The sequence below is a fragment of the Paraburkholderia sp. 22099 genome (assembly GCF_052045835.1).
GTDB lineage: Bacteria > Pseudomonadota > Gammaproteobacteria > Burkholderiales > Burkholderiaceae > Paraburkholderia > Paraburkholderia terricola.
In genome coordinates this window covers 12,060-32,234 of sequence record NZ_JBQEPU010000039.1, presented here as the reverse complement: position 1 = coordinate 32,234, position 20,175 = coordinate 12,060, and the positions used below count along the sequence as shown (strand labels likewise).

At 64.3% G+C, this 20,175-nt stretch carries 18 protein-coding genes; 12 read left to right on the top strand and 6 right to left on the bottom strand.

Annotated elements, in window-relative coordinates:
* The first annotated feature begins 1 nt into the window (after position 1).
* The 5 genes from ACTJLC_RS27795 to ACTJLC_RS27775 all read left to right on the top strand — a co-directional run bounded on the left by ACTJLC_RS27795 (position 2) and on the right by ACTJLC_RS27775 (position 6,837).
* Positions 2 to 943, top strand: coding sequence for an ABC transporter substrate-binding protein (locus ACTJLC_RS27795; protein ID WP_310133712.1), 942 nt, complete (start codon positions 2 to 4; stop codon positions 941 to 943).
* Positions 944 to 1,019: 76 nt separating this feature from the next.
* Positions 1,020 to 2,339, top strand: coding sequence for an LLM class flavin-dependent oxidoreductase (locus ACTJLC_RS27790; RefSeq protein ID WP_440845842.1), 1,320 nt, complete (start codon positions 1,020 to 1,022; stop codon positions 2,337 to 2,339).
* Positions 2,340 to 2,390: 51 nt separating this feature from the next.
* Entirely contained in the window at positions 2,391 to 4,214 is a 1,824-nt protein-coding gene (locus ACTJLC_RS27785; protein WP_310133658.1) for an amino acid ABC transporter permease/ATP-binding protein, read from the top strand.
* Between the two features lie 21 nt (positions 4,215 to 4,235).
* Positions 4,236 to 5,168 (top strand): ABC transporter substrate-binding protein, encoded by a 933-nt coding sequence (locus ACTJLC_RS27780; RefSeq protein WP_310133655.1) that lies wholly within the window; start codon positions 4,236 to 4,238, stop codon positions 5,166 to 5,168.
* A 10-nt stretch (positions 5,169 to 5,178) separates the two neighbouring features.
* The gene (locus ACTJLC_RS27775) at positions 5,179 to 6,837 is read left to right on the top strand and encodes an ABC transporter substrate-binding protein (protein WP_440845839.1); all 1,659 of its coding nucleotides are present in this window, start codon (positions 5,179 to 5,181) and stop codon (positions 6,835 to 6,837) included.
* A 206-nt stretch (positions 6,838 to 7,043) separates the two neighbouring features.
* Here the strand turns inward: ACTJLC_RS27775 and ACTJLC_RS27770 are convergent, their stop codons facing one another.
* The 6 genes from ACTJLC_RS27770 to ACTJLC_RS27745 all read right to left on the bottom strand — a co-directional run bounded on the left by ACTJLC_RS27770 (position 7,044) and on the right by ACTJLC_RS27745 (position 12,543).
* The gene (locus tag ACTJLC_RS27770) at positions 7,044 to 7,805 is read right to left on the bottom strand and encodes an ABC transporter ATP-binding protein (RefSeq protein WP_310133653.1); all 762 of its coding nucleotides are present in this window, start codon (positions 7,803 to 7,805) and stop codon (positions 7,044 to 7,046) included.
* The gene (locus ACTJLC_RS27765) at positions 7,805 to 8,695 is read right to left on the bottom strand and encodes an ABC transporter permease (RefSeq protein ID WP_310133651.1); all 891 of its coding nucleotides are present in this window, start codon (positions 8,693 to 8,695) and stop codon (positions 7,805 to 7,807) included. The genes ACTJLC_RS27770 and ACTJLC_RS27765 overlap by 1 nt, the downstream gene beginning before the upstream one ends.
* Positions 8,696 to 8,701: 6 nt before the next feature.
* Positions 8,702 to 9,733, bottom strand: a complete 1,032-nt coding sequence (locus ACTJLC_RS27760; RefSeq protein WP_310133649.1) for an aliphatic sulfonate ABC transporter substrate-binding protein — start codon at positions 9,731 to 9,733, stop codon at positions 8,702 to 8,704.
* 195 nt (positions 9,734 to 9,928) lie between these two features.
* Positions 9,929 to 10,933: an NrtA/SsuA/CpmA family ABC transporter substrate-binding protein gene (locus ACTJLC_RS27755; RefSeq protein WP_310133646.1), complete on the bottom strand. Its 1,005-nt coding sequence runs from the start codon at positions 10,931 to 10,933 to the stop codon at positions 9,929 to 9,931.
* 33 nt (positions 10,934 to 10,966) lie between these two features.
* Positions 10,967 to 11,707: an ABC transporter ATP-binding protein gene (locus ACTJLC_RS27750; RefSeq protein ID WP_374710310.1), complete on the bottom strand. Its 741-nt coding sequence runs from the start codon at positions 11,705 to 11,707 to the stop codon at positions 10,967 to 10,969.
* On the bottom strand, positions 11,704 to 12,543 hold the full coding sequence (locus tag ACTJLC_RS27745; protein WP_310133643.1) for an ABC transporter permease subunit: 840 nt from the start codon (positions 12,541 to 12,543) through the stop codon (positions 11,704 to 11,706). Before ACTJLC_RS27745 ends, ACTJLC_RS27750 begins: the two co-directional genes overlap by 4 nt.
* Before the next feature lie 513 nt (positions 12,544 to 13,056).
* On the opposite strand from ACTJLC_RS27745, the gene ACTJLC_RS27740 reads away from it, so the two are divergent.
* From ACTJLC_RS27740 to ACTJLC_RS27710, 7 genes are all read left to right on the top strand, one after another.
* On the top strand, positions 13,057 to 13,812 hold the full coding sequence (locus ACTJLC_RS27740) for an SDR family NAD(P)-dependent oxidoreductase (protein ID WP_310133641.1): 756 nt from the start codon (positions 13,057 to 13,059) through the stop codon (positions 13,810 to 13,812).
* Between the two features lie 18 nt (positions 13,813 to 13,830).
* The gene (locus ACTJLC_RS27735) at positions 13,831 to 14,721 is read left to right on the top strand and encodes a CmcJ/NvfI family oxidoreductase (RefSeq protein WP_440845835.1); all 891 of its coding nucleotides are present in this window, start codon (positions 13,831 to 13,833) and stop codon (positions 14,719 to 14,721) included.
* A 91-nt stretch (positions 14,722 to 14,812) separates the two neighbouring features.
* Positions 14,813 to 14,947 (top strand): hypothetical protein, encoded by a 135-nt coding sequence (locus ACTJLC_RS27730; RefSeq protein ID WP_310133636.1) that lies wholly within the window; start codon positions 14,813 to 14,815, stop codon positions 14,945 to 14,947.
* The gene (locus ACTJLC_RS27725) at positions 14,948 to 16,615 is read left to right on the top strand and encodes an ABC transporter substrate-binding protein (RefSeq protein WP_310133634.1); all 1,668 of its coding nucleotides are present in this window, start codon (positions 14,948 to 14,950) and stop codon (positions 16,613 to 16,615) included. It abuts the gene before it with no gap.
* A gap of 1 nt (position 16,616) precedes the next feature.
* Positions 16,617 to 17,546 (top strand): ABC transporter permease, encoded by a 930-nt coding sequence (locus ACTJLC_RS27720; RefSeq protein ID WP_310133631.1) that lies wholly within the window; start codon positions 16,617 to 16,619, stop codon positions 17,544 to 17,546.
* Positions 17,543 to 18,412, top strand: coding sequence for an ABC transporter permease (locus ACTJLC_RS27715; protein ID WP_310133629.1), 870 nt, complete (start codon positions 17,543 to 17,545; stop codon positions 18,410 to 18,412). Before ACTJLC_RS27720 ends, ACTJLC_RS27715 begins: the two co-directional genes overlap by 4 nt.
* Entirely contained in the window at positions 18,409 to 20,169 is a 1,761-nt protein-coding gene (locus ACTJLC_RS27710; RefSeq protein WP_440845831.1) for a dipeptide ABC transporter ATP-binding protein, read from the top strand. Before ACTJLC_RS27715 ends, ACTJLC_RS27710 begins: the two co-directional genes overlap by 4 nt.
* The last annotated feature ends 6 nt before the right edge of the window (positions 20,170 to 20,175 follow it).

The following is a 20,175-nucleotide window of genomic DNA, read 5'->3' as shown; positions in this document are numbered from 1 at the left end:
GATGAGATTGCACGCGCATCTTGCAACGCTTCTATTGGCGAGCACGGCCGTCATGACGGCCGGCATCGCTCCAGCCCTCGCCGCCGCGCCTAGCTTCGATCTGAGCCCGGCGCAACAGAACCGGATTCGCGGCACGCAGGACCCGGCCGCCATCAAGGCCATACCTTCGAACTTCGGTTTCGTCGCGAAGAATGCGTTGACGGTGGGCATCGTTGTTAGTCATCCGCCGATCAGCACCTACGCGAGCGACGCGAGGACGGTAGTCGGATTCGACCCGGATCTCGCGCAACTGATTGCGGACAGTCTCGGCAAGCATCTCGACGTCGTGATTCTCTCGTGGCCGGACTGGCCGCTGGCCCTTGTGTCGGGCAAGGTCGACGTGGTGATTTCCAACGTCACGGTGACGGAAGAGCGCAAAGCGAAGTTCGACTTTTCGACCTACCGGCAGGATCAGATCGGCTTCTATGTGAGAACCGACAGTCCGATCAGGCAAATCGCGGAGCCGAAGGACGTTGCCGGTCTGCGGATCATCACCGACGCCGGGACCAATCAGGAAAAGATCCTGCTGGAGTGGGACCGGCAGAACGTCGCGCACGGACTCAAGCCGGTTTCCGTGCAGTACTACGACGACGATGCGGTGAAGTCCGTCGCGCTGCAGTCGGGACGGGCGGACGCGATTTTCAGCGTCAACGCGGTGCTTGCCTACGATGCAGCGAGGCAAGGCAAGACGCGCCAGGTCGGCACGTTGAGCGGCGGCTGGCCGCGCACGGCGGAGGTCGCGGTGACGTCCCGCAAGGGCAGCGGCCTTGCCGATCCGCTCACCATCGCGCTGAACGATCTCATCCAGAACGGACAGTATCGTTCGGTGCTCGCGCGCTGGCATCTCGAGTCCGAGGCAATCGGGAAGGCGGCGACCAATCCGCCGGGTTTGCCGAAGTCGTGACACGCGGGGCGATCCTCTTGCGAGCGCAAACGCATCACCCGCTTCAATCTTTTTCTTCTGTGTGGCGAACGACATCATGAGCAAGCACATCCCATTCGGCATCATGCTGCAAGGTGCCGGCAGCCACATGAACGCGTGGAAGCATCCCGCCGGTCCCGCGGATGCCAGCGTCAACCTGGATTTCATGATCGGGACGGCGCAAAAAGCCGAAGCCAACGGCATTGCGTTCGCATTCGTCGCGGACGGTCTCTATATCAACGAGAAATCGATCCCGCACTTCCTGAACCGCTTCGAGCCTGTTTCGATCCTGTCGGCACTCGCTACGGTCACGTCGAAGATCGGTCTCGCGGGTACGGTTTCAACGTCGTATAGCGATCCGTTCACGGTCGCACGGCAGTTCGCCTCGCTCGATCTGATCAGCGGCGGCCGCGCCGGCTGGAACGTCGTCACGACGCCGCTCGAAGGCACCGCCAGGAACTACGGCGGATCGCATCCGGAACACGCGTTGCGTTATGAAATCGCGGACGAATACCTGAGCGTGACACAAGGGCTGTGGGACAGTTGGGATGACGATGCATTCGTGCGTGACCGCGAGCGCGGCGTGTTTTTCGATCGCGACAAGCTGCACGCGCTGAATCATGAGGGAAAATTTTTTCAGGTAGCGGGGCCGCTCAATATCCAGCGTTCACCGCAAGGGCAGCCGGTGATCTTTCAGGCCGGCTCGTCGGATGCGGGCATCGCCTTGGCGGGCAAGTATGCCGATGCGGTGTTCACGCATTCGGTCTCGGTCGAGGAGACGCGGCTGTTCGCGCAGCGCGTCAGGGACAGCGCCGCGGCGCAGGGGCGCAGCCGCGACCACGTAAAGATCTTCCCCGGCATCGGCCCGATTGTCGGCGCGACGCATGAAGAAGCCGAAGCGAAGTACCGGGCGATTCGCGATCTGCTCAATATCGATGAAGCGCTCGCCTATCTGGGCCGCTTTTTCGACCATCACGACTTTACGCAGTACCCGCTCGATGCCCCGTTCCCCGAACTCGGCGATATCGGCAGAAACAGCTTCCGCTCGACGACCGACCGCATCAAGGCCAACGCGCGCAACCAGGGGCAAACCTTGCGCGAAGTCGCGCTCGAAGTGGCGACGCCGAAGACGCATTTCCTGGGAACGGCCGAATACGTGGCCGATGAGCTCATTCGCTGGATAGAGGCGGACGCCGCCGACGGATTCATTCTCGGCTTCGCGGTGCAGGCGCAGGGCCTCGACGATTTCGTCCGTTACGTGATTCCCGAACTGCAGCGGCGAGGCCGTTACGAGACGACGCTCACGGGCGCGACGCTGCGCGACCATCTTGGCTTGCCGCGCAAGGAAAGCCGCTACACGCTGACCGAGACTGCATAAACGGACACGAACGGGCACCAGACGGGCACCAGAACGAACACGGTACGAACGATGAACGAAGCCGCTAAAGTCGCCGTACAGGCGCCGGGTTCCGTGCAAGGAGAATCGCAACGGGACCGCAACCGATATCACGTCGTGCCCGCGAAGCATTGCGCGCGCACTGCCGGCGCGGCCGTCGCGGCGATCCTGATCGCGCTCGTGCTCGACTCCGTGCTGGGTAATCCGCGCTGGGGCTGGGGCGTTTTTGCCGAATGGTTTCTGTCGGAACCGGTGCTCTCGGGACTTGGGCGAACACTGCTGCTCACGGCGCTGGGTGCGTCGATCGGCTTTGCGCTCGGTATGCTCATCGCGCTGGCAAGAGTCTCGCGTTCTTCGCTTCTGGCAGGCAGCGCGTGGGTCTTCGTGTGGTTGTTCCGCTCGATTCCGCTCATCGTGCTGCTACTCATTCTGAACAACCTCGGCTATCTGTACGAGACCATCAGCATCGGCATTCCCTTTACCGGCATCGCGTTTGCACACTGGCCGACCATCGAGGTCATCAGTCCTTTCTGCGCGGCCGTTCTCGGCCTGACGCTCAATCACGCCGCTTTTTCAGCGGAGGTGATTCGCGGCGGGATTCTGTCGGTCGATCAGGGGCAGCTCGAAGCGGCTGCGGCGCTGGGGCTGCCGCGGCTTCGCCAGGCGAGGCGCATCGTGCTGCCGCAGGCCATGCGGGCCATCGTGCCGACCGCGTTCAACGATCTCATCTCGCTGGCGAAGGGATCGGCAATGGTCTATGTGCTCGCCATGCCCGAACTGTTTTACACGGTGCAGATCATCTATCGGCGCAATCTCGAGGTCATCCCGCTGCTGATGGTGGCGACCGTGTGGTATCTGATCATTCTCACGGTGCTCTCGGCGATTCAGGTGTATGTCGAACGCTATTTCTCGCGCGGGGCCACGCGCAGCACAACGTCGTCCCCATTCGACGATTTAATCAAGGCGCTTGCAGGGTTTGTTTTCCGTCGGCGGCCGCGCCGGCACGGAACCGCATTGTCCGGCGAGTCGCGGCCTGCCGTCGCGCCGATTGATTCGAAGATCGCCAGCGATGCAAACCCTTGGATCGATCAGCGCGCAGGCGGCGAGGTCGTCATCCACAACGTCTCCAAGAGCTTCGGCGCACTGAAAGTGCTCGACAACGTTTCGCTCACCATGCGTCCCGGCAGCGTGACGGTGGTCCTCGGTCAATCCGGCTCTGGCAAGTCGACGTTGCTGCGCACGATCAATCATCTCGAACGCGTCGACGACGGTTTTATCGATATCGACGGCGAACTGATCGGATATCGCCGTGAAGGCATGACGCTCTACGAACTGAAGGAGAGGGACGTGCTGCGGCGTCGCGGGGACGTCGGCATGGTTTTTCAGAACTTCAATCTCTTCCCGCATCTGAGCGTGCTGGACAACATCGTCGAGGCGCCTGTCGCGCTTGGCCGCCTGCCGCGCAAGGAAGCGGAGCGGCTCGCCCAGGGTCTGCTTGCGCGCGTCGGGCTGGCGGATAAGGCGCACGCGTGGCCGCGGCAATTGTCGGGCGGCCAGCAGCAACGGGTCGCGATTGCTCGCGCATTGGCATTGCGGCCAAAGGTGCTGCTGTTCGACGAGCCGACATCCGCTCTCGATCCCGAACTGGTGAACGAAGTGCTCGACGTCATCGAGGAACTGGCGCGCTCCGGGACCACGATGGTGATCGTCACGCATGAGATCGGCTTTGCGCGGGAGGTGGCCGACACCATCGTGTTCATGGATCGCGGCCGGGTAATCGAAGTCGGTCCGCCGGCGAGCGTGCTGAACGCACCGCAACATTCCCGCACGCGCGAATTTTTGTCGCGCGTGCTCTGACAACTCCTTCTTCGCAACACGATGATCAACAGGCGAACATTCGTTATGACGGGCATCGCGGCGGGGTTGGCGACGATCGGCGGCGCTCATGCCGCGCAGACCGGCATCGACCTCAGTCCGCAACAGCCGGGACGTCTACGTACCGGCAAAAACGAGCAGGCGATCGCGGCGCTCGCGAATCGCTACCGGTTCGTGAGGGAAGGGTTCTTTACGGTCGCCATCTCGCCGCACGGCCCGCCCACCGCGACCTATGCGACGGATGCGCGAACCGTCGTCGGGTCGGATGCGGATTACGCGCAACTGATCGCCGACGCGCTGGGACTCAAGCTCGACATCGTGCCGATTGCATGGGTCGACTGGCCATTAGGTTTGACGTCGGGGAAATACGACGCGGTCATCTCGAACGTCGGCGTCACGGAACAGCGCAAGGAGAAGTTCGACTTCACCACGTACCGTCAGGGCTTGCATGGTTTCTACGTGCGAACCGCCAGCCCGATACGCGGCATCGCGGAGCCGAAAGACATTGCGGGCCTGCGCGTGATCACCGGCTCGGGAACGATTCAGGAAAAGATCATCCTCGAATGGAACCGGCAGAACGTCGCGAAAGGTCTCAAGCCCGTCGAGCTTCAGTATTTCGACGACGACGCGGCGAGCCGCGTTGCGCTGCTTTCCGGTCGAGCGGACGTCGAGTTCAATCCCAATGCGCCGCTTGCGTACGACGCCGCGCGAAGCGGCGCGATTCGCCAGGTGGGAACCGTGAATGCGGGCTGGCCTGCGAGAGCGGACGTTGCGATTGCAACACGCAAGGGCAGCGGACTCGTCGACGGGCTGACACTCGCGACCAACGGTGTGATCGCCAACGGTACTTACGCGCGCTCGCTCGCGCGCTGGGGGATTCAGGCCGAGGCGCTGAACCGTTGCGAAAGCAACCCGCCGGGCCTGCCAAAATTCTGACTCAACGCCAATGACCTTCCGTTCCATTCTTTCCGGCGCGCCGCTGCGGCGCGCCATGTTGCGTGTCTCGCGTCTCGGCGTCCCAGTGGTGCTGATCGGCGCGCTGCTGATGAACGGCGCGCCCGTCCACGCGGCGCCGACAGGCACGCTCGTGTTCTGCTCCGAAGGCAGCCCCGCCGGGTTCGATCCGGGCCAGCATACGACCAGCACCGATTTCGACGCGAGCACCAACACCGTCTATAACGAACTGGTGCAGTTCCGGCGCGGCACGCTCGATCTCGAACCCGCACTGGCGACGAGTTGGGACATTTCCGCGGATCAGCGCACGTACACGTTTCATCTGCGCGGCGGCGTGAAGTTCCATACGACCGCATGGTTTCGCCCGACCCGCGACTTCAACGCCGACGATGTACTGTTTACGTTCAACCGGATGCTGCATGCCGACGATCCATTCCGCAAGGCCTACCCGGCCAGTTTTCCGTATTTCAGCGATCTGGGTTTCGACAGGAACATCGAGAGCATCGAGAAGGTCGATGCTCTCACGGTGCGCTTCCGGCTCAAGGAGCCGGACGTGATCTTCGTGCGCAATCTTGCGATGAGCTTCGCGTCGATTCTGTCAGCCGAATATGCGGAGAAGCTGAGCGCGGCGCATCGCGAGGCGGACATCAATCAATTGCCGGTGGGAACGGGGCCCTTCGTGTTCCGCTCGTACCAGAAGGACGCGCTGATCCGCTACGACGCCAATCCCGGCTACTGGCGTCCGGACGACGTCAAGCTCGCGCATCTGATCTTTGCGATCACGCCTGATCCGGCGGTACGTATCCAGAAGCTCGCGAGCGGCGAATGCCAGGTGTCGGTATTTCCACGTCCCGCCGATCTGGAGGTTCTGAAGCGAAACGCCGCGCTTACCGCCGTTTCGGGCGTCGGCTTCAATGTGGGCTTCGTCGCCTATAACACGCAACATGCGCCGCTCAACCAGGTGGAAGTGCGCCGCGCACTCGATATGGCCATCGACAAACCCGCGATCATTCAGTCGGTTTTTTCGGGCAATGCGACCATTGCGTCGAATCCGATGCCGCCTGCCCAATGGTCGTACAACAAGCAGTTGAAGGACGCGCCGTACGATCCCGCAAAAGCCAAGGCGCTGCTTGCGCAGGCGGGCTTTCCCAACGGTTTCGAGATTTCGCTGTGGGCGATGCCGGTGCAGCGTCCGTACAATCCCAATGCGCAATTGATGGCGCAACTGATCCAGCAGGACTGGGCGAAGATCGGCGTGCGCGCGAAGATCGTGAGCTACGAGTGGGGCGAATATAACCGCCGCGCGAAGCAGGGCGGCGAACACGACGCAATGCTGTACGGCTGGTCGGGCGACAACGGCGACCCCGACAACTGGCTTGGCACCTTGCTCGGGTGCGATGCGGTACACGGCAGCAACGTGTCGAAATGGTGCGATCCGGCGTTCAACGCGTTGATCGACAAGGCGCGCGCGGCGGCGAACGTCGACGAGCGGACGGCGCTCTATCAGCAGGCGCAGGTCATCTTCAAGCAGCAGGTGCCGTATACGCCGATCGCGCATTCCATCGTCTCTCTGCCGGTGTCGAAGCGTGTCAAGGGGCTCGCGTTTTCGCCGCTCGGCAGTCATCGCTTCGAAGGCGTGTGGTTGGAGTGAGGGTCGACATGTCGGCATGCCCGATCCGCCATTCGAAGAGTGATTCGACATGGGCAGGCCCCGTTTGGCTTGCGGCCGGTGTATCTGTTCGGGCGGCGGCAGCGGGATGACAGCAAGGTTTGGACGTCGGCGCAGTTCATCACGTTCGATCCTTCCTGCGATACAGGCCACCAGGTTTTAACCTTCGCGCAGCGATGACTGGCGGCTCAAGCAGCAGGCAGCGCCGCGCCGATACCGCTCAGCAATTCGTCCCGGACGCGGGCTAGCGATGCGTCGCGCCGGTCGCGCGGCCGTGGCGCGGCAATCGCGACGTCTCGCGCGAGACAGCCCGCGCCGTTCCTGCCGGATGGCGCGAGCAACAGCACGCGATCCGACAAATACAGCGCTTCGTCGAGATCGTGCGTGACGAGCAGCGCCGCGGTGCCGTGCGCCCGCGTGAGCGATAACAATAGATCCTGCAGCCGTGTCCGGGTGATCGCATCGACGGCGCTGAACGGTTCGTCGAGCAGCAGCAGATCGGGCTGTGGGAACAGGCCGCGTGCCAGTGCGACGCGCTGCGCCATGCCGCCGGAGAGCTGCTTGGGCAACGTGTCCTCGAGTCCGGCGAGACCTACCTCGCCGAGCAATTCCGCCACGCGCGGATTGGTGCCTCGTTGCGGCGGGGAGGAAAACGCGACATTGTGGCCGACGTTCAGCCATGGCAACAGGCGAGGCTCCTGGAAAATCACGCCAACCCTCGCCGATGGTCCGCGTTGCGGCACGCCGTCGAGCAGGATCTCGCCATCGAAGTCGCGGTCGAGACCCGCGATCGCGCGCAGCAGGGTGCTCTTGCCGCAGCCGCTCGGCCCCACGAGGCTCACGATTTCGCCGCGTCCGATCGCGAACGTCACGCGTTCGAGCACGGTGCGTCCGTCGTAGCCCTTGCTGACTGCGCGGACTTCGAGCAAAGTCGGTGCGTTCGGCTGCATCAGCGCACGCTCCGCGAAGAGCGTTGATCGGTTGCCGTGTCGCGCCACGACAGCGTATGCGCCTCGATCGCCTTAAGGACACTGTCGCTGAGCTTGCCCAGCAACGCGAGCAGCAGGATCGCGCCGAACACGAGGTCGGGACGCCCGGTCTCGCGCCCATCGCTGAGCAGGTAGCCGAGTCCGCGGGTGGCCGCGATCAATTCCGCCGCCACCATGAACATCCACGCAAGACTCAAGCCTGTGCGCAGTCCGGTGAAGATCTGGGGAAGCGAGGCGGGCAACAGGATGCGTGTGAAAAGCGCACGCTGATCCAATCGATTGACTTCACCGAGTTCGATCAGTTTTCTGTCGACGTCGCGAATCCCCGCCACGACGCTCAATTGCACCGGAAAAAACGCGCCGATCGCGATCAGCGTGATTTTCGGCGCCTCGTCGATACCCATCCACAGCAGGAGAATGGGCACCCACGCCAGCGACGGAATCGCGCGCAGTGCCTGAAACGCCGGATCGAGCAACGCGTCGAGACGCCGGCTCAAACCCATCGCCGCGCCGAGCAGCAACGCGAGTGCGGCGCCGAGGCCGAAGCCTGCCAGGACGCGAACGCAGCTTGCCCCGATATGACGACCGAGGCGGGCGCCGCCAAGCTCCCACAGTGTCTGCGCGATGGCGCTCGGCGCCGGCACCAGATGTTCCGGCAGGACCGACAGGCGAACCAGCACTTCGACAACGGCAAGGAACCCGAATGGCAAGGCGAGGCCGGCGATGCGCCACGGCTTGAGCGGATCGCGCGGGCGCGCGAGCGCGCGGCGAACGGGTTCGGCTGAGCCGCGGTTGGGGAGCGCGAGCGAATCGTCGGCGGCTATGCTGATCTGACGGACTGTGCGGCTCATGTGTCGTTACTTGCCGCTGCTCGTCGCGATGACCGGTTGTGCTGCCTTTACGTCGATCAACGCATCGATCACGGCATTCAGATCGGTGCCGGGTTTGACCAATTGCTCGCGCACGAGGAGCGGGGCGGCGGCTTTCAGCGCAGCCAGTTGCCGTTCGCCGGGCTGAGGTTGACTGAAATCGTTGCGGCTCAATTGCAGTCTCGCAACCGGCAGCGACAGCTTCGAATCCTCCGCGACGATTTTTGCCGCGTCGTCCGGATGGGCGGCGATCCACAGGCGTGCTTTCTCGTATGCCTTCAGCACGTGAGCCAGCGTATCCGGATGCGCGTTGATAAAGTCTTGCCGCGCATTCAGAAAACCCCACGTGTTGAAGTCCACGTTGCGGTAAAGCAGGCGGGCGCCGTCGTCGATCTGCGCGGCCGCCATATGCGGATCGAGACCCGCCCATGCGTCCACCTGACCGTTCGCCAGCGCGACGCGTCCGTCCGGGTGTTGCAGGTTGACGATCTCGACATCGTCGCGCGACAGGCCTGCAGTGTGCAGCGCACGCAACGTGAAGAGGAAGGGATCGGTGCCCTTGGTTGCGGCGATCTTTTTGCCTTTCAGATCGGCAAGCGTCGTGATCGATGAATCCTTGCGCACGACAAGCGCCGTCCATTCGGGCCGCGAAAAGATATACACGGCGCGAATCGGATTGCCGTTCGCCTTGGCGAGCACCGCGGCGAGGCCCGCGGTCGAACCGATGTCGATGGCGCCGCTGTTCAGATATTCGAGCGCGCGATTGCTGCCGAGACTCAACACCCATTTGACTTGCGTATGATCGGGCGCGAGTTCCTGTTCGAGCCAGCCATTGCGCTTGATGACGAGGCTCTCGGGCGAATAGTACGCATAGTCGAGTTTGAGTTCGGCCGGCGGTGCAGCCTGCGCTGCAAGAGGCGCGAGGGCGGCTATAGCGACCGCCGCAGACGCGAGAGAAGCGGCCAGTCCGGCCAGCAGACGGCGCGGCTTCTGTACGAATGCACCCCGGGAGAATGTCATTGAATGGTCCTTGAAACCGTATCGTTGTGACCGGTCAATGTAATCAATGCACAGGCGCAAGCGAACCAATAAAAGCTCACAATCAAAGCACGGCGGCCGCAATAGCGGCAATCATCTCCGGGAAGCCACGGGTCGCGCTCAGCGGCGAGACCCACTGCGCTCGACCCGCTTCCTCGCTGCTGTTCGTGTCCGTCGTCAAACGCGGATGCTGTAGTCCGCGACCTTGATGCGCGAATGGATGATCTTGCGTTCCGCGAGCCAGTCGGCGGCGCGCTGGAACTGCGCGATAAAGGCGGCGTCGTCGGCCTCGTGGAACTGATTCACGCGCTTGAGGCTAGCCAGATAGTCGCGCACCTGATCGGGGTATTTGCCCTCGCGCTGCACGAGCTGCTCAGCTTCGGCGGAATGCGCCGACTGCCATGCGCCTTCCACGTAATACGCGTCGATCACGGCGCGAATCAGCTCGGCGTTTTCCTCGGTGAACTTGCGGCGCGTCACCAGCGAGCTATAGTCGATCAGGAAGTCCAGGTCGCGGCCTTCGTTGAAGATGTCTTTCGCGTCGTTCGAGAAGCGCGCGATGTCCACGCCCGGCGACCACATCGACCATGCGTCGACCTTGCCTTGCGCGAAAGCCGGTGCGGCATCGGGCGGATTCAGATAGACGAACTGCACTTTGTCCCGGTCGATGCGATGTTTCTCCAGCGCCGCGATAAGCAGGAATTCCCCGAGTCCGGAACGGTTGACGGCGACCTTGCGGCCCGCCAGATCCGCAACCGAGTTGATGCCGCTGGACTTCTTCGCGATGATGGACGTCGAGCGCGGCGAATAGATGTCGAACGCATTGAAGACGATCGGGGAGCCGGCCAGCATGGCAGCGAGCGCGGGCGTCGTCGATCCCCAGAAGCCGAAGTCCGCGCTGCCGCCGACCACGGCCTGAATCGACGGCGCATGGTTCGGGAACGGCCCGATCCATTCGACCTTGATGCCCTTGCCGGCCAAAGTCTTTTCGAACACGCCGCGTTGCTTCGCGATGTCGGGCAGGCTGCCGTAGCCCCAGCCGATTCGTACCGTGTCGGTATTGCGCGTCAGCTTGCGCGGCTCGGCTGCCCGCGCCGGAACGAGGCCACCGGCGGCAACGCCGGCCAGCAGGCCGCCCGCCGCGCGCAAGATGTCGCGGCGGCTCAACAATGAATCGTTCATCCTTTCAGGTCCTTCGGTTTTACGGAAAATGGGTCAGTGAGGCTGAACGCCTAGCTCGTCGAGCAGGATGGGCCGCAGCGTGTGAGCGTGGTCTTGCGGTCGGAAGGAGGCCGCGATGCGCCCGGCGCGCATCACGAGGATCTTGTCGGCAAGGGTCAATGCTTCGTCGACGTCGTGCGTGACGATCAGTACGCCGGGCTGGTGGAGCGCGACGAGATCCTTGACGAGTCCGTGCATCTTGATGCGGGTCAGCGCGTCGAGCGCTGCGAACGGCTCGTCGAGCAACAGCAGCGCGGGATCGGGAACGAGGGCCCGCGCCAGCGCCACGCGCTGAGCCTGACCGCCCGAGAGGTTGCGCGGCCAGTCGTCCTCCCGGCCGGCGAGTCCGACTTCGGCCAGCGCACGCGCGGCGCCGTCGCGGCCAATCGTCCTTTCGTGACCGAGCGCGACGTTCTGCCACAACGTCGCCCAAGGCAACAGGCGATGCTCCTGGAACACGACGGACGAACGCTCCGGCGCGCGGATTGTCCCCGCGTCGGGCAGATCGAGCCCCGCCAGAACGCGCAGCAGCGTGGTCTTGCCGCAGCCGCTTTCGCCCAGCAACGCGACGAATTCGCCCTTGTGAATGTCGAGCTCCAGCGCGTCGATCACGACACGGCTGCCATAGCGTCGTTGCAGTCCACGGACCGATACGGCCAGCGCCGGCGGGCTGACGCGTTTGTCGGAGGGCGCTGCCGTAGCCTGATCGCGGGAAAGGGCAATGCTCTGCATCACTTGCGCGCTCCCTTGGCGTAATTCGCGTGCCATGAGAGGAAGCGGGCTTCGAGCAGACGCACGAGCGCGTCCGCGACGACGCCGATGATCGCGTAGATGATCATGGTGAGCAAAATGACATGGGTGTTGAGGAATTCGCGGGCGTCCATCGCCAGGAAGCCGATGCCTTTCGTCGTCGCGAGCGTTTCGGCGATGACCAGCGCGAGCCAGGCATGGGCTAGCGCATAGCGCACGCCCGTGAGAATCGACGGCATCGCGCCCGGAAGAATGATTCGTCGCACGATAGCGGCCCGTTCGAGTCCGATGACCCGGGCAAGCTCCATCAGCTTCGGGTCGATCTGGCGGATGCCGAGCATCGTGTTGATGTAGATCGGAAAGAGAACCGCCAGCGCCACCAGGAAGATCTTCGCGACCTCGCCGACTCCGAACCAGACGATCACGAGCGGCAGCATCGCGAGGAACGGAATGGCGCGCACCATCTGGATCGAGCGGTCGAGCAGCGCCTGCGCGAGCGGCGAGAAGCCGACGACGATGCCGAGCGCGAGGCCGAGCGTTCCGCCGATGACGAAGCCGCCTGCCGCACGCAGCAGCGACACACCGAGATGAACGAAGAGATCGCCGTTTCGGGCCATGTCCACGGCCGTTTCGAGCACGCTGCTCGGGGCAGGCAGCACCTGCGGCGCGATCAGTTCGAGGCGCGCCGCGGATTCCCACAGCAGCACGACGACCACGGGGATCATCCACGAGAGCCACCTGTACAGCGTGACTTTCGAAACGCCCGCGCGGGACGGTTGCAAAGCGACATAGCGGTTGCGGATAGAAGTCAGGTCGGCCATGTCATTTCCATGTCAGCGTGGAGGACGAGCTGCCGCGGTGAGGAGCGGAAGCAGGTCATCACTGTGCGAGGTGTCGTCGCTTCGCCTCTGAAGAAGCGTTTCTCGTTGTCCAGGCTGGTTCGAAGCGTCGAGCGGACGCGTTCCGGCGAGCAGCCGCGCACGCCGCGCCTGGCAGCGGCGATCGGTTGCCTTCGGTACGTCGCAAAGGCGAGCTGGTTATTAAAAGCTGTCAGGTGACGCCATGACAAACGCTTTTTTGTGCTTTGCTTTCCAGCCATCGCGCGTCAAGCATTTCAAAAAATATCGGACAGCTTGCCTTGATGGTCGAGGCTGTCCATGTCGCTATTACGGGAACACCGGTTCGCCCAGCGACAGCATGAGGCGGTTGGCCCAGGCAAAGATCGCGCGAAGTGCATCGATGAAACCCTATATCCCACGCTTAACTTTCCATGATTCGTTATTTCCCTCGGTGGCGGCGCTTGCCTACGCTGATCGGATGCCATGGAGAAAGTCATGACCGAAGCCGTCGACAGTAAGGAAACCGGCGCGCGCCTCGCATGGATCGCGGGCGTTGGCGCAAGCGCGGGACTCGGCGCGGCGCTCGCCCGCCGTTTCGCGAGCGAAGGATTTAGCGTCGCGGTGACGGGACGCTCACGTGAGCGGCTCGATGCGGTCGTCGCGGAAATTCGTGCGACGGGCGGGCACGCGCTCGCTTTACCCGGCGACGTGACGAACGAAAGCGATCTGAACGCGATCGCGCGGCAACTCGCGGAACACGGCACGCTCGACGTCGCGATTTTCAATGCCGCCGGGATGACGCGGGCCCCGACGCTCGAACTGAGCGCCGAGCAGTTCGAAGCGGCATGGCGCGTCACCACACTAGGCGGCTTCCTGTTCGCGAAGGCGGCGTTGCAGCCGTTGCTGGAGGCCGGACGCGGCTCGCTGTTGTTCACGGGCGCGACGGCGTCGCTGCGCGGCCGTCCGCCGTTTGCCGCGTTCGCGTCCGCGAAAGCCGGCTTGCGCTCGCTCGCGCAGAGCCTCGCGCGCGAATTCGGGCCGCGCAATATCCACGTCGCGCATGTGGTGGTCGACGGCGGCATCGACGGCGAACGCCTGCGCAGTGCGTCGCCGCAGCGGGTCGCCGAACGTGGGCCGGACGGCCTGTTGAATCCGGACCATATAGCCGACGCTTACTGGCATCTGCATCAGCAAGGGCGCAGTGCGTGGTCGCAGGAAATCGATCTGCGGCCGTTCAACGAATCGTTTTGATGTGATGAGGGCGTGACCATGAGCGATTTCGTCATCGATAAACCGGTGGCCGTCACGGCGGTCGACGCGGAACTGAACTACCTCGAATTCAACGGCGAAAGGCCGGTGTCGTATCAGTACGAGCCGCCGCCCGGCGTGCCGAAGCGCAGCGGCGTGTACCGGCCGTACCGGGTGAGCGTGTCGAATGCGCGCGTCGCACCGCCGCCTGGCGCGTTATCGCTTGATCGCAACGGCTTTGAACTGCATCGGCACGCGAGCGCATTGAGCGACTTCTCCGATCCGGCGCAGATCGAATCCGTCTATTACCGCGAAGCCGAGCAACTGTTGAAGCAGGCCACCGGCGCGCGCCGCGTCGTCGTGTTCGATCACACGCTGCGCGACGGCAACACCGGCCGCGCCGACGGCGTGCGCGAACCGGTCAAGTACATTCACAACGATCAGACCTTCGTGTCGGGCCCGCGCCGCGTGCGCGATCATCTGCCGACGGGCGAGGCCGAGCAGCTACTGCAAGGGCGCGTCGCGATCGTCAATCTGTGGCGGCCGATCGGCGCGCCCGCGCAGTCGTCGCCGCTCGCACTGTGCGATTCGCGCAGTATCGCGCTGAACGATCTGGTGGCGTCGGACCTCGTCTATCCGAACAAGGTGGGCGAAACGTACGCGCTGGTGTTCAATCCGCGTCACCGTTGGTATTACTTCCCCAACATGACGCCCGATGAATGCCTGCTGCTCAAGATCTACGATTCGGCCGGCGACGGCATCGCGAGGCTGACCGCGCACACCGCGTTCGACGATCCGACCACGCCCGCCGATGCGCCGCCACGACGCAGCATCGAATTGCGCACGCTGCTGTTTTTCCGATTCGCAGCCTCTGAGCCGGCGGTTCGCGCAGCGCTCGAATTCTTCACATAGGCGTCGAGATATACAAAGCAAGTTTGCTTCGTTGCATGACGCATCGGGTGGCCCGTATCCTCGAAGATCATCTCTTGTGGATACCGTACCTATGACCGGGGCTATTTTGAGCGACGCGCAACTCGACGAGCGTTACGCGCCGATTTTCGAGCGCATCGCGGACGGCAGCATCGCACGCGAGCAGAATCGCGAACGCGCACACGATGCGATGAAGTGGCTTCGCTAAATGAAGGCACTTCAATTTTCTCTGGGCGGCCTGTCTGTCGCGACCGCCGTGGCATCCGTTGCGCTGCTCGCCGGCTGCGACAAGACCGAGCCGGCGCAAGCCGCGCAGTCGGCGCATGCATCCAAACCCGCTACGGGCGGCAAGCTCACCTGGGGCGTGACGACCGAGCCGGCCTGCTTCGACCCGCACCGTTCGTCGCAACAGAACTCGTTCTGGGTGATCCGCAATTACATCGATTCGCTGATCAGCAAGAAGACCGACGGCACCTACGCACCCTGGCTCGCGAAGTCGTGGAGCGTGGCCGACGACGGCAAGCGCTACACGTTCAATCTGCGCGACGACGTGCACTTCACCGACGGCACGCCGTTCAACGCCGAAGCCGTCAAGGCCAACTTCGACTACATCCTGAACAACGTCAGCACGACGTCCGCATCCGCGTCGCTGCTGGTTCACTACGACCATGCCGAAGTCGTGTCGCCGTACGTGGTGCGTCTCGTGATGAAGCAAGCCGATTCGACCACGCTCGAATCGCTGTCCAGCGTGAAGCTCGGCTTCATTTCGCCGAAAGCGCTCGCGCAAAACAAGGACCTGTGCGGCGGCGGACCTGGAGTCGTCGGGACCGGCCCGTTCGTCTTCGGCGCATATCAGCGCGGGCAATCGGTCACGTTCGAGCGCAACGCCGCGTATAACTGGGCGCCGGACAATGCGCAGCATCAGGGCGCGGCGTACCTCGACCGGGTCACGTATCGCTTCCTGCCCGAGGCCGCGGTGCGTACCGGCGCGTTGAGTTCCGGCCAGGTCGATCTGATCGAAGGTGTTCAACCGACAGATGCGAATGTGTTCGACAAGGTCGACGGTTTCCAGTACCTGAGCGGGCCATCGGCGACCACGTCTTTCACGCTCAATATCAACTACACGGTCGCTCCGGCCAACGACGTGCGGGTGCGGCGCGCGCTGCGCGACGGCTTCGATCTCGATGCAATCGTCAAAAGCGTGTATCTCGGCACGGTGCAGCGCGCGTGGTCGAACATCGGTCCCGACAATCCCGACTACAACGCCGCGCTCAAAGGCTCGTGGGGCAACAATGTCGCCGCGGCCAACAAGCTGCTCGACGACGCCGGCTGGACCCAGCGCGACAGCGAAGGGTTCCGCACGAAAGACGGCAAGCGTCTGTCGCTCGAAGTGGGCTATCCGCAGCCGTATGTGCGCGACAGTCGCGACGTGCTGATCCGCGCGGTGCAGTCGGCATTGCGGCAGAACCTGGGGCTCGATCTCGGCTTGCGCATCACCACGGCGGGCGATTTCACCAACCAGAAGGCGACCGGCAACTGGGCCATTTATCCGAACACGGACAATCCGTCCGACGTCGCGATGGAGCTGTGGGACATGCTTGGCGACAAGGGCTTTCTGTACAACGCGATCAAGAACCCGGACCCCACCATCACCGACGCGATCAACCGCGCGCGCCTGCTGCCGGTCGGCGACGCGCGGCGCCAGTTGCTCGCCGACGTGCAGAAGCGCGCGGTCGATCAGGCGTTTATCGTGCCGCTGTTCGCGCCGGCCTATCACCTGGCGGCGAAGTCGTCGGTGCATGGGATCGGCTTCGAGCCGCAACTCGACGGTCCGGCCAGTTCGTACGATCTGTGGGTCGACAAGCAGGGAGGCTGACGTGTTGAGGAAAATCGTCACGCGTCTCTTAACCGGCGTGCTCGTGTTGTGGCTCGCGGCGAGCGCGGCGTTCGTCGCGATTCACGCGCTACCGGGGCGTATCGAGGACGTGCTGGCCGGCGATCTGTCGTATCCGGGCTTGCGCGAGGCAATCGCCGCGCAGTGGGGACTCGACCATAGCCTGCCATGGCAATACGGGCAGTTCCTGCTGCGTCTCGCTCACGCGGATCTCGGCACCTCGTTCGTGATGCAGCAGCCGGTGCTCGGGGTGCTCGGCAGCCAACTGTGGCCGACCGTGCAACTGGCGGGCGCGGCGGGCCTGCTGGCGATCGCGCTCGCGCTGGTGGTCGCGACATCGACAGCGGGTTTGAGCGCCGGCCGCGGCGCGTGGGGCACCCGCCTCGCGTCGACACTCGAACTCGCGTTCACGTCGACGCCCGTGTTCTGGCTCGGCATGCTGCTGTTGATCGCGTTTTCGTTTCACTGGCGGCTGTTCCCGGTGTCAGGCGCGGCGGGCTGGCGCTCGCTCGTGCTGCCGGCCGTGACGCTGGCGTTGCCGACGGCGGGGATTCTGTCGCAGGTCATGCGCGAAGCACTGGAAACGACGCTCGACAAGCCGTTCGTGGTGACCGTGCGGGCCCGAGGCGTGTCCGAAGCCGCGTTGCGCGTGCGGCATGTGCTCCGTCACGCGCTGCTGCCCGTCGTCACGTTGGGCGGCTGGCTGATCGGCAGCCTGCTCGGCGGCGCGGTGATTACCGAGAAAATGTTCGGCCGGCCCGGCATCGGCAGCGTCACGCTGACGGCGGTCACGTCGCAGGACGTGCCTGTGGTGCTGGCCGTCGTCCTGCTGGCGGCGTTCGTCCACGTGCTCATGTCGACGCTGCTCGATGTCGCCTATCTCTTCATCGATCCCCGACTGCGCAGCCAATGAGCGACCTTCCGCTTTCTCCTCCTGGCCGCGCTTCGTCGCGTGCGCGTGCCCGCACGGCTTCGCGCATTCCGCCGCCGGTGTGGCTGGCCGCCGCGTTCCTGCTGGTGCTCGCGTTCGCGCTGGCGTTTCCGCGCGTCGTCACGTCCTACGATCCGCTCGTCAGCGATGTCGCGCACGCCATGCAGCCGCCCGACGCGGGCCACTGGTTCGGCACCGACCGGATCGGCCGCGACGTGTTCGCGCGGGTGATCCACGGCGCGCGCTATTCGCTGCTGATCGGCCTCTCAAGCATGCTCGTGAGCCTGTTGATCGGCCTCGTGATCGGCGTGACGGCGGGCCTCGGCCGCCGCGCGGTGGATGAAGGCGCGTCGCGCGTGTTCGACGTGCTGTCCGCGTTTCCGCCGATTCTGCTGTCGCTGTTCGTGGTGACTTTTCTCGGTCAGGGGATCGTCAACATCGCGGTCGCGGTCGGCATCGCGGGCATTCCCAAGTTCGGCCGCGTCCTGCGCTCGCAGACGCTGGTAGTGCGGCGCACGGACTACGTGACGCACGCGGTGACCTTCGGCCTGTCGCGCCGCCAGGTGTTCGTGCGGCACATCCTGCCGAACGTGCTCGCGGCCGTGCCGGTGATCGCGACAATCGACATCGGCAGCGCGATCATCGCCGTGTCCGGATTGAGCTTTCTCGGTCTGGGACCGCAACCGCCGACGCCCGAGTGGGGCGTGATGCTGGCCGAGGGGCGCGACGTGCTGCGTGTCGCGTGGTGGCCGAGCGTGTTTCCCGGCATGGCGCTTACGCTCACGGTGATGGCGTTTTCGCTGATCGGCAAATTCCTGTCCCGCGTGAGTGGAGTGCGAGCACGATGAAAACAGATCTGCCGTTGCTCCGGCCGCTCGTCGATATTCGCGGTCTGAGCATCCGTTTCCCGCACGCGAACGAAGGCCGGCCACTGGTGCGCGGTGTCGATCTGACGATCCGCGCGGGCGAGTGCGTCGCGCTGGTCGGCGAATCGGGCTCGGGCAAGAGCCTCACTGCGCGCAGCCTGATCGGCCTCGCCGGCCAGGGCGCGCGGATCGACGCGCAGCGTTTCGAGATCGACGGCCGCTCCGCGCTCGGCTTCGGTGAGCACGACTGGCGCGCGCTGCGCGGCGCGTTTGCCGGGCTCGTGATGCAGGACGCGCTCGTGTCGCTCGATCCGCTGCGCACCGTCGGCGCGGAGATTGGCGAGGCGGTCGCGCTGCACGCGAAGCTGCGCTCGCGCGCAGAGCGCGCGGCAAGGGTGCGCGACGTGATGAGCGATGTCGGCATTCCCGAGCCTGAGCGGCGCGCGCATCAATATGCGCACGAGTTGTCGGGCGGATTGCGGCAGCGCGCGCTGATCGCGTCGGCAATTGCGGCGGGGCCCGCGCTCGTGATCGCCGACGAGCCGACCACGGCGCTCGACGTGACCGTGCAGGCGCAGGTTCTCGCCGTGCTCGCGGCGCGCTTGCGCGAAGGCGTCGGCGTGCTGCTGATATCACACGATCTCGCGGTGGTTGCCGATATCGCCGACCGCGTGCTGGTGATGCATGAGGGCGAAGTCGTCGATAGCGGGACGACCGCAAGCGTGCTGAACAATCCGTCGCATGCGTACACGCGGCAACTGCTCGCCGCGCAGCCGTCCGCGTTGTCGCGCGGCCATAAGCTCAGCTCGGCGCGCATTGCCGCCGATGTGGACGGATTGAGCGGTAGCGGAGAATTGTCGATCGTGCGCGAGCCGTTGCCGGCGCGGGCGGCACGGTCGGATGAAGCGGTGCTGCAGGTGTCCGCCATCGGCAAGCGATATGCAAAACGCGGCGTCGGCAGGGCCGGTAACGACACATTCACCGCGCTCGCCGATGTATCGTTCAGCGTGCACAAAGGGGAAGTGGTCGGCATTGTGGGCGAATCGGGTTCCGGCAAGAGCACGTGCGCGAACGTGGTGCTCGGGCTCGTCCCACCATCGGCGGGCGACGTGACTTTTCTGGGCGCGCACTGGAACGGCGCGAACGTGAGCGAAAGCTCGCGGCGCGCGCTGCGGCCGCGATTGCAGTACATCCCGCAAGACCCGCTCAGCTCGTTCGATCCGCGCCATACCGTGCAGCAGTTGCTGCAAGAGGGGCTGTTTTCAGCGCGGCTCGACAAGCGCGCGTTGCTCGATCGCAGCGTCGAACTGCTCGAACAGGTCGGGCTCGACGCGAGCTATCTCGGGCGGCGGCCCGCCACGCTCTCGGGCGGGCAGCGTCAGCGTGTCGCCATTGCGCGGGCCATCGCACCGGAGCCGGCATTGATCGTCTGCGACGAGCCGGTCTCGGCGCTCGACGTCTATGTGCAGGCTCAGGTGCTCGATCTACTCGCCGCGTTGCAGGCGCGGCTCGACATGTCCTTGCTGTTCATTTCACATGACCTCGATGTCGTGCGTCATGTCAGCGATCGCGTGCTGGTGTTCAGCAACGGACGCGTGGTCGAAGCCGGCGACGCGCAAAGTGTTTTCGATTCGCCGCGGCACGCCTATACGCGCGAATTGATGGCCGCCTCGCCGTCGCTGCGGCGCGGTAAGCGCGCGGCCGCCGCGGCTCGGATAGTGGAGTCGGCAACGGGCTGAACTCAG

Bases quoted from the DNA above. Each gene is read 5' to 3' on its own strand.
- ACTJLC_RS27735 (WP_440845835.1), top strand. From the start codon at position 13,831: ATGAGCGATTTCGTCATCGATAAACCGGTGGCCGTCACGGCGGTCGAC.
- ACTJLC_RS27760 (WP_310133649.1), bottom strand. From the start codon at position 9,733: ATGACATTCTCCCGGGGTGCATTCGTACAGAAGCCGCGCCGTCTGCTG.
- ACTJLC_RS27790 (WP_440845842.1), top strand. From the start codon at position 1,020: ATGAGCAAGCACATCCCATTCGGCATCATGCTGCAAGGTGCCGGCAGC.
- ACTJLC_RS27765 (WP_310133651.1), bottom strand. From the start codon at position 8,695: ATGAGCCGCACAGTCCGTCAGATCAGCATAGCCGCCGACGATTCGCTC.
- ACTJLC_RS27715 (WP_310133629.1), top strand. From the start codon at position 17,543: ATGAGCGACCTTCCGCTTTCTCCTCCTGGCCGCGCTTCGTCGCGTGCG.
- ACTJLC_RS27730 (WP_310133636.1), top strand. From the start codon at position 14,813: ATGACCGGGGCTATTTTGAGCGACGCGCAACTCGACGAGCGTTACGCG.
- ACTJLC_RS27780 (WP_310133655.1), top strand. From the start codon at position 4,236: ATGATCAACAGGCGAACATTCGTTATGACGGGCATCGCGGCGGGGTTG.
- ACTJLC_RS27745 (WP_310133643.1), bottom strand. From the start codon at position 12,543: ATGGCCGACCTGACTTCTATCCGCAACCGCTATGTCGCTTTGCAACCG.
- ACTJLC_RS27725 (WP_310133634.1), top strand. From the start codon at position 14,948: ATGAAGGCACTTCAATTTTCTCTGGGCGGCCTGTCTGTCGCGACCGCC.
- ACTJLC_RS27755 (WP_310133646.1), bottom strand. From the start codon at position 10,933: ATGAACGATTCATTGTTGAGCCGCCGCGACATCTTGCGCGCGGCGGGC.
- ACTJLC_RS27740 (WP_310133641.1), top strand. From the start codon at position 13,057: ATGACCGAAGCCGTCGACAGTAAGGAAACCGGCGCGCGCCTCGCATGG.
- ACTJLC_RS27775 (WP_440845839.1), top strand. From the start codon at position 5,179: ATGACCTTCCGTTCCATTCTTTCCGGCGCGCCGCTGCGGCGCGCCATG.
- ACTJLC_RS27770 (WP_310133653.1), bottom strand. From the start codon at position 7,805: ATGCAGCCGAACGCACCGACTTTGCTCGAAGTCCGCGCAGTCAGCAAG.
- ACTJLC_RS27795 (WP_310133712.1), top strand. From the start codon at position 2: ATGAGATTGCACGCGCATCTTGCAACGCTTCTATTGGCGAGCACGGCC.
- ACTJLC_RS27710 (WP_440845831.1), top strand. From the start codon at position 18,409: ATGAAAACAGATCTGCCGTTGCTCCGGCCGCTCGTCGATATTCGCGGT.
- ACTJLC_RS27785 (WP_310133658.1), top strand. From the start codon at position 2,391: ATGAACGAAGCCGCTAAAGTCGCCGTACAGGCGCCGGGTTCCGTGCAA.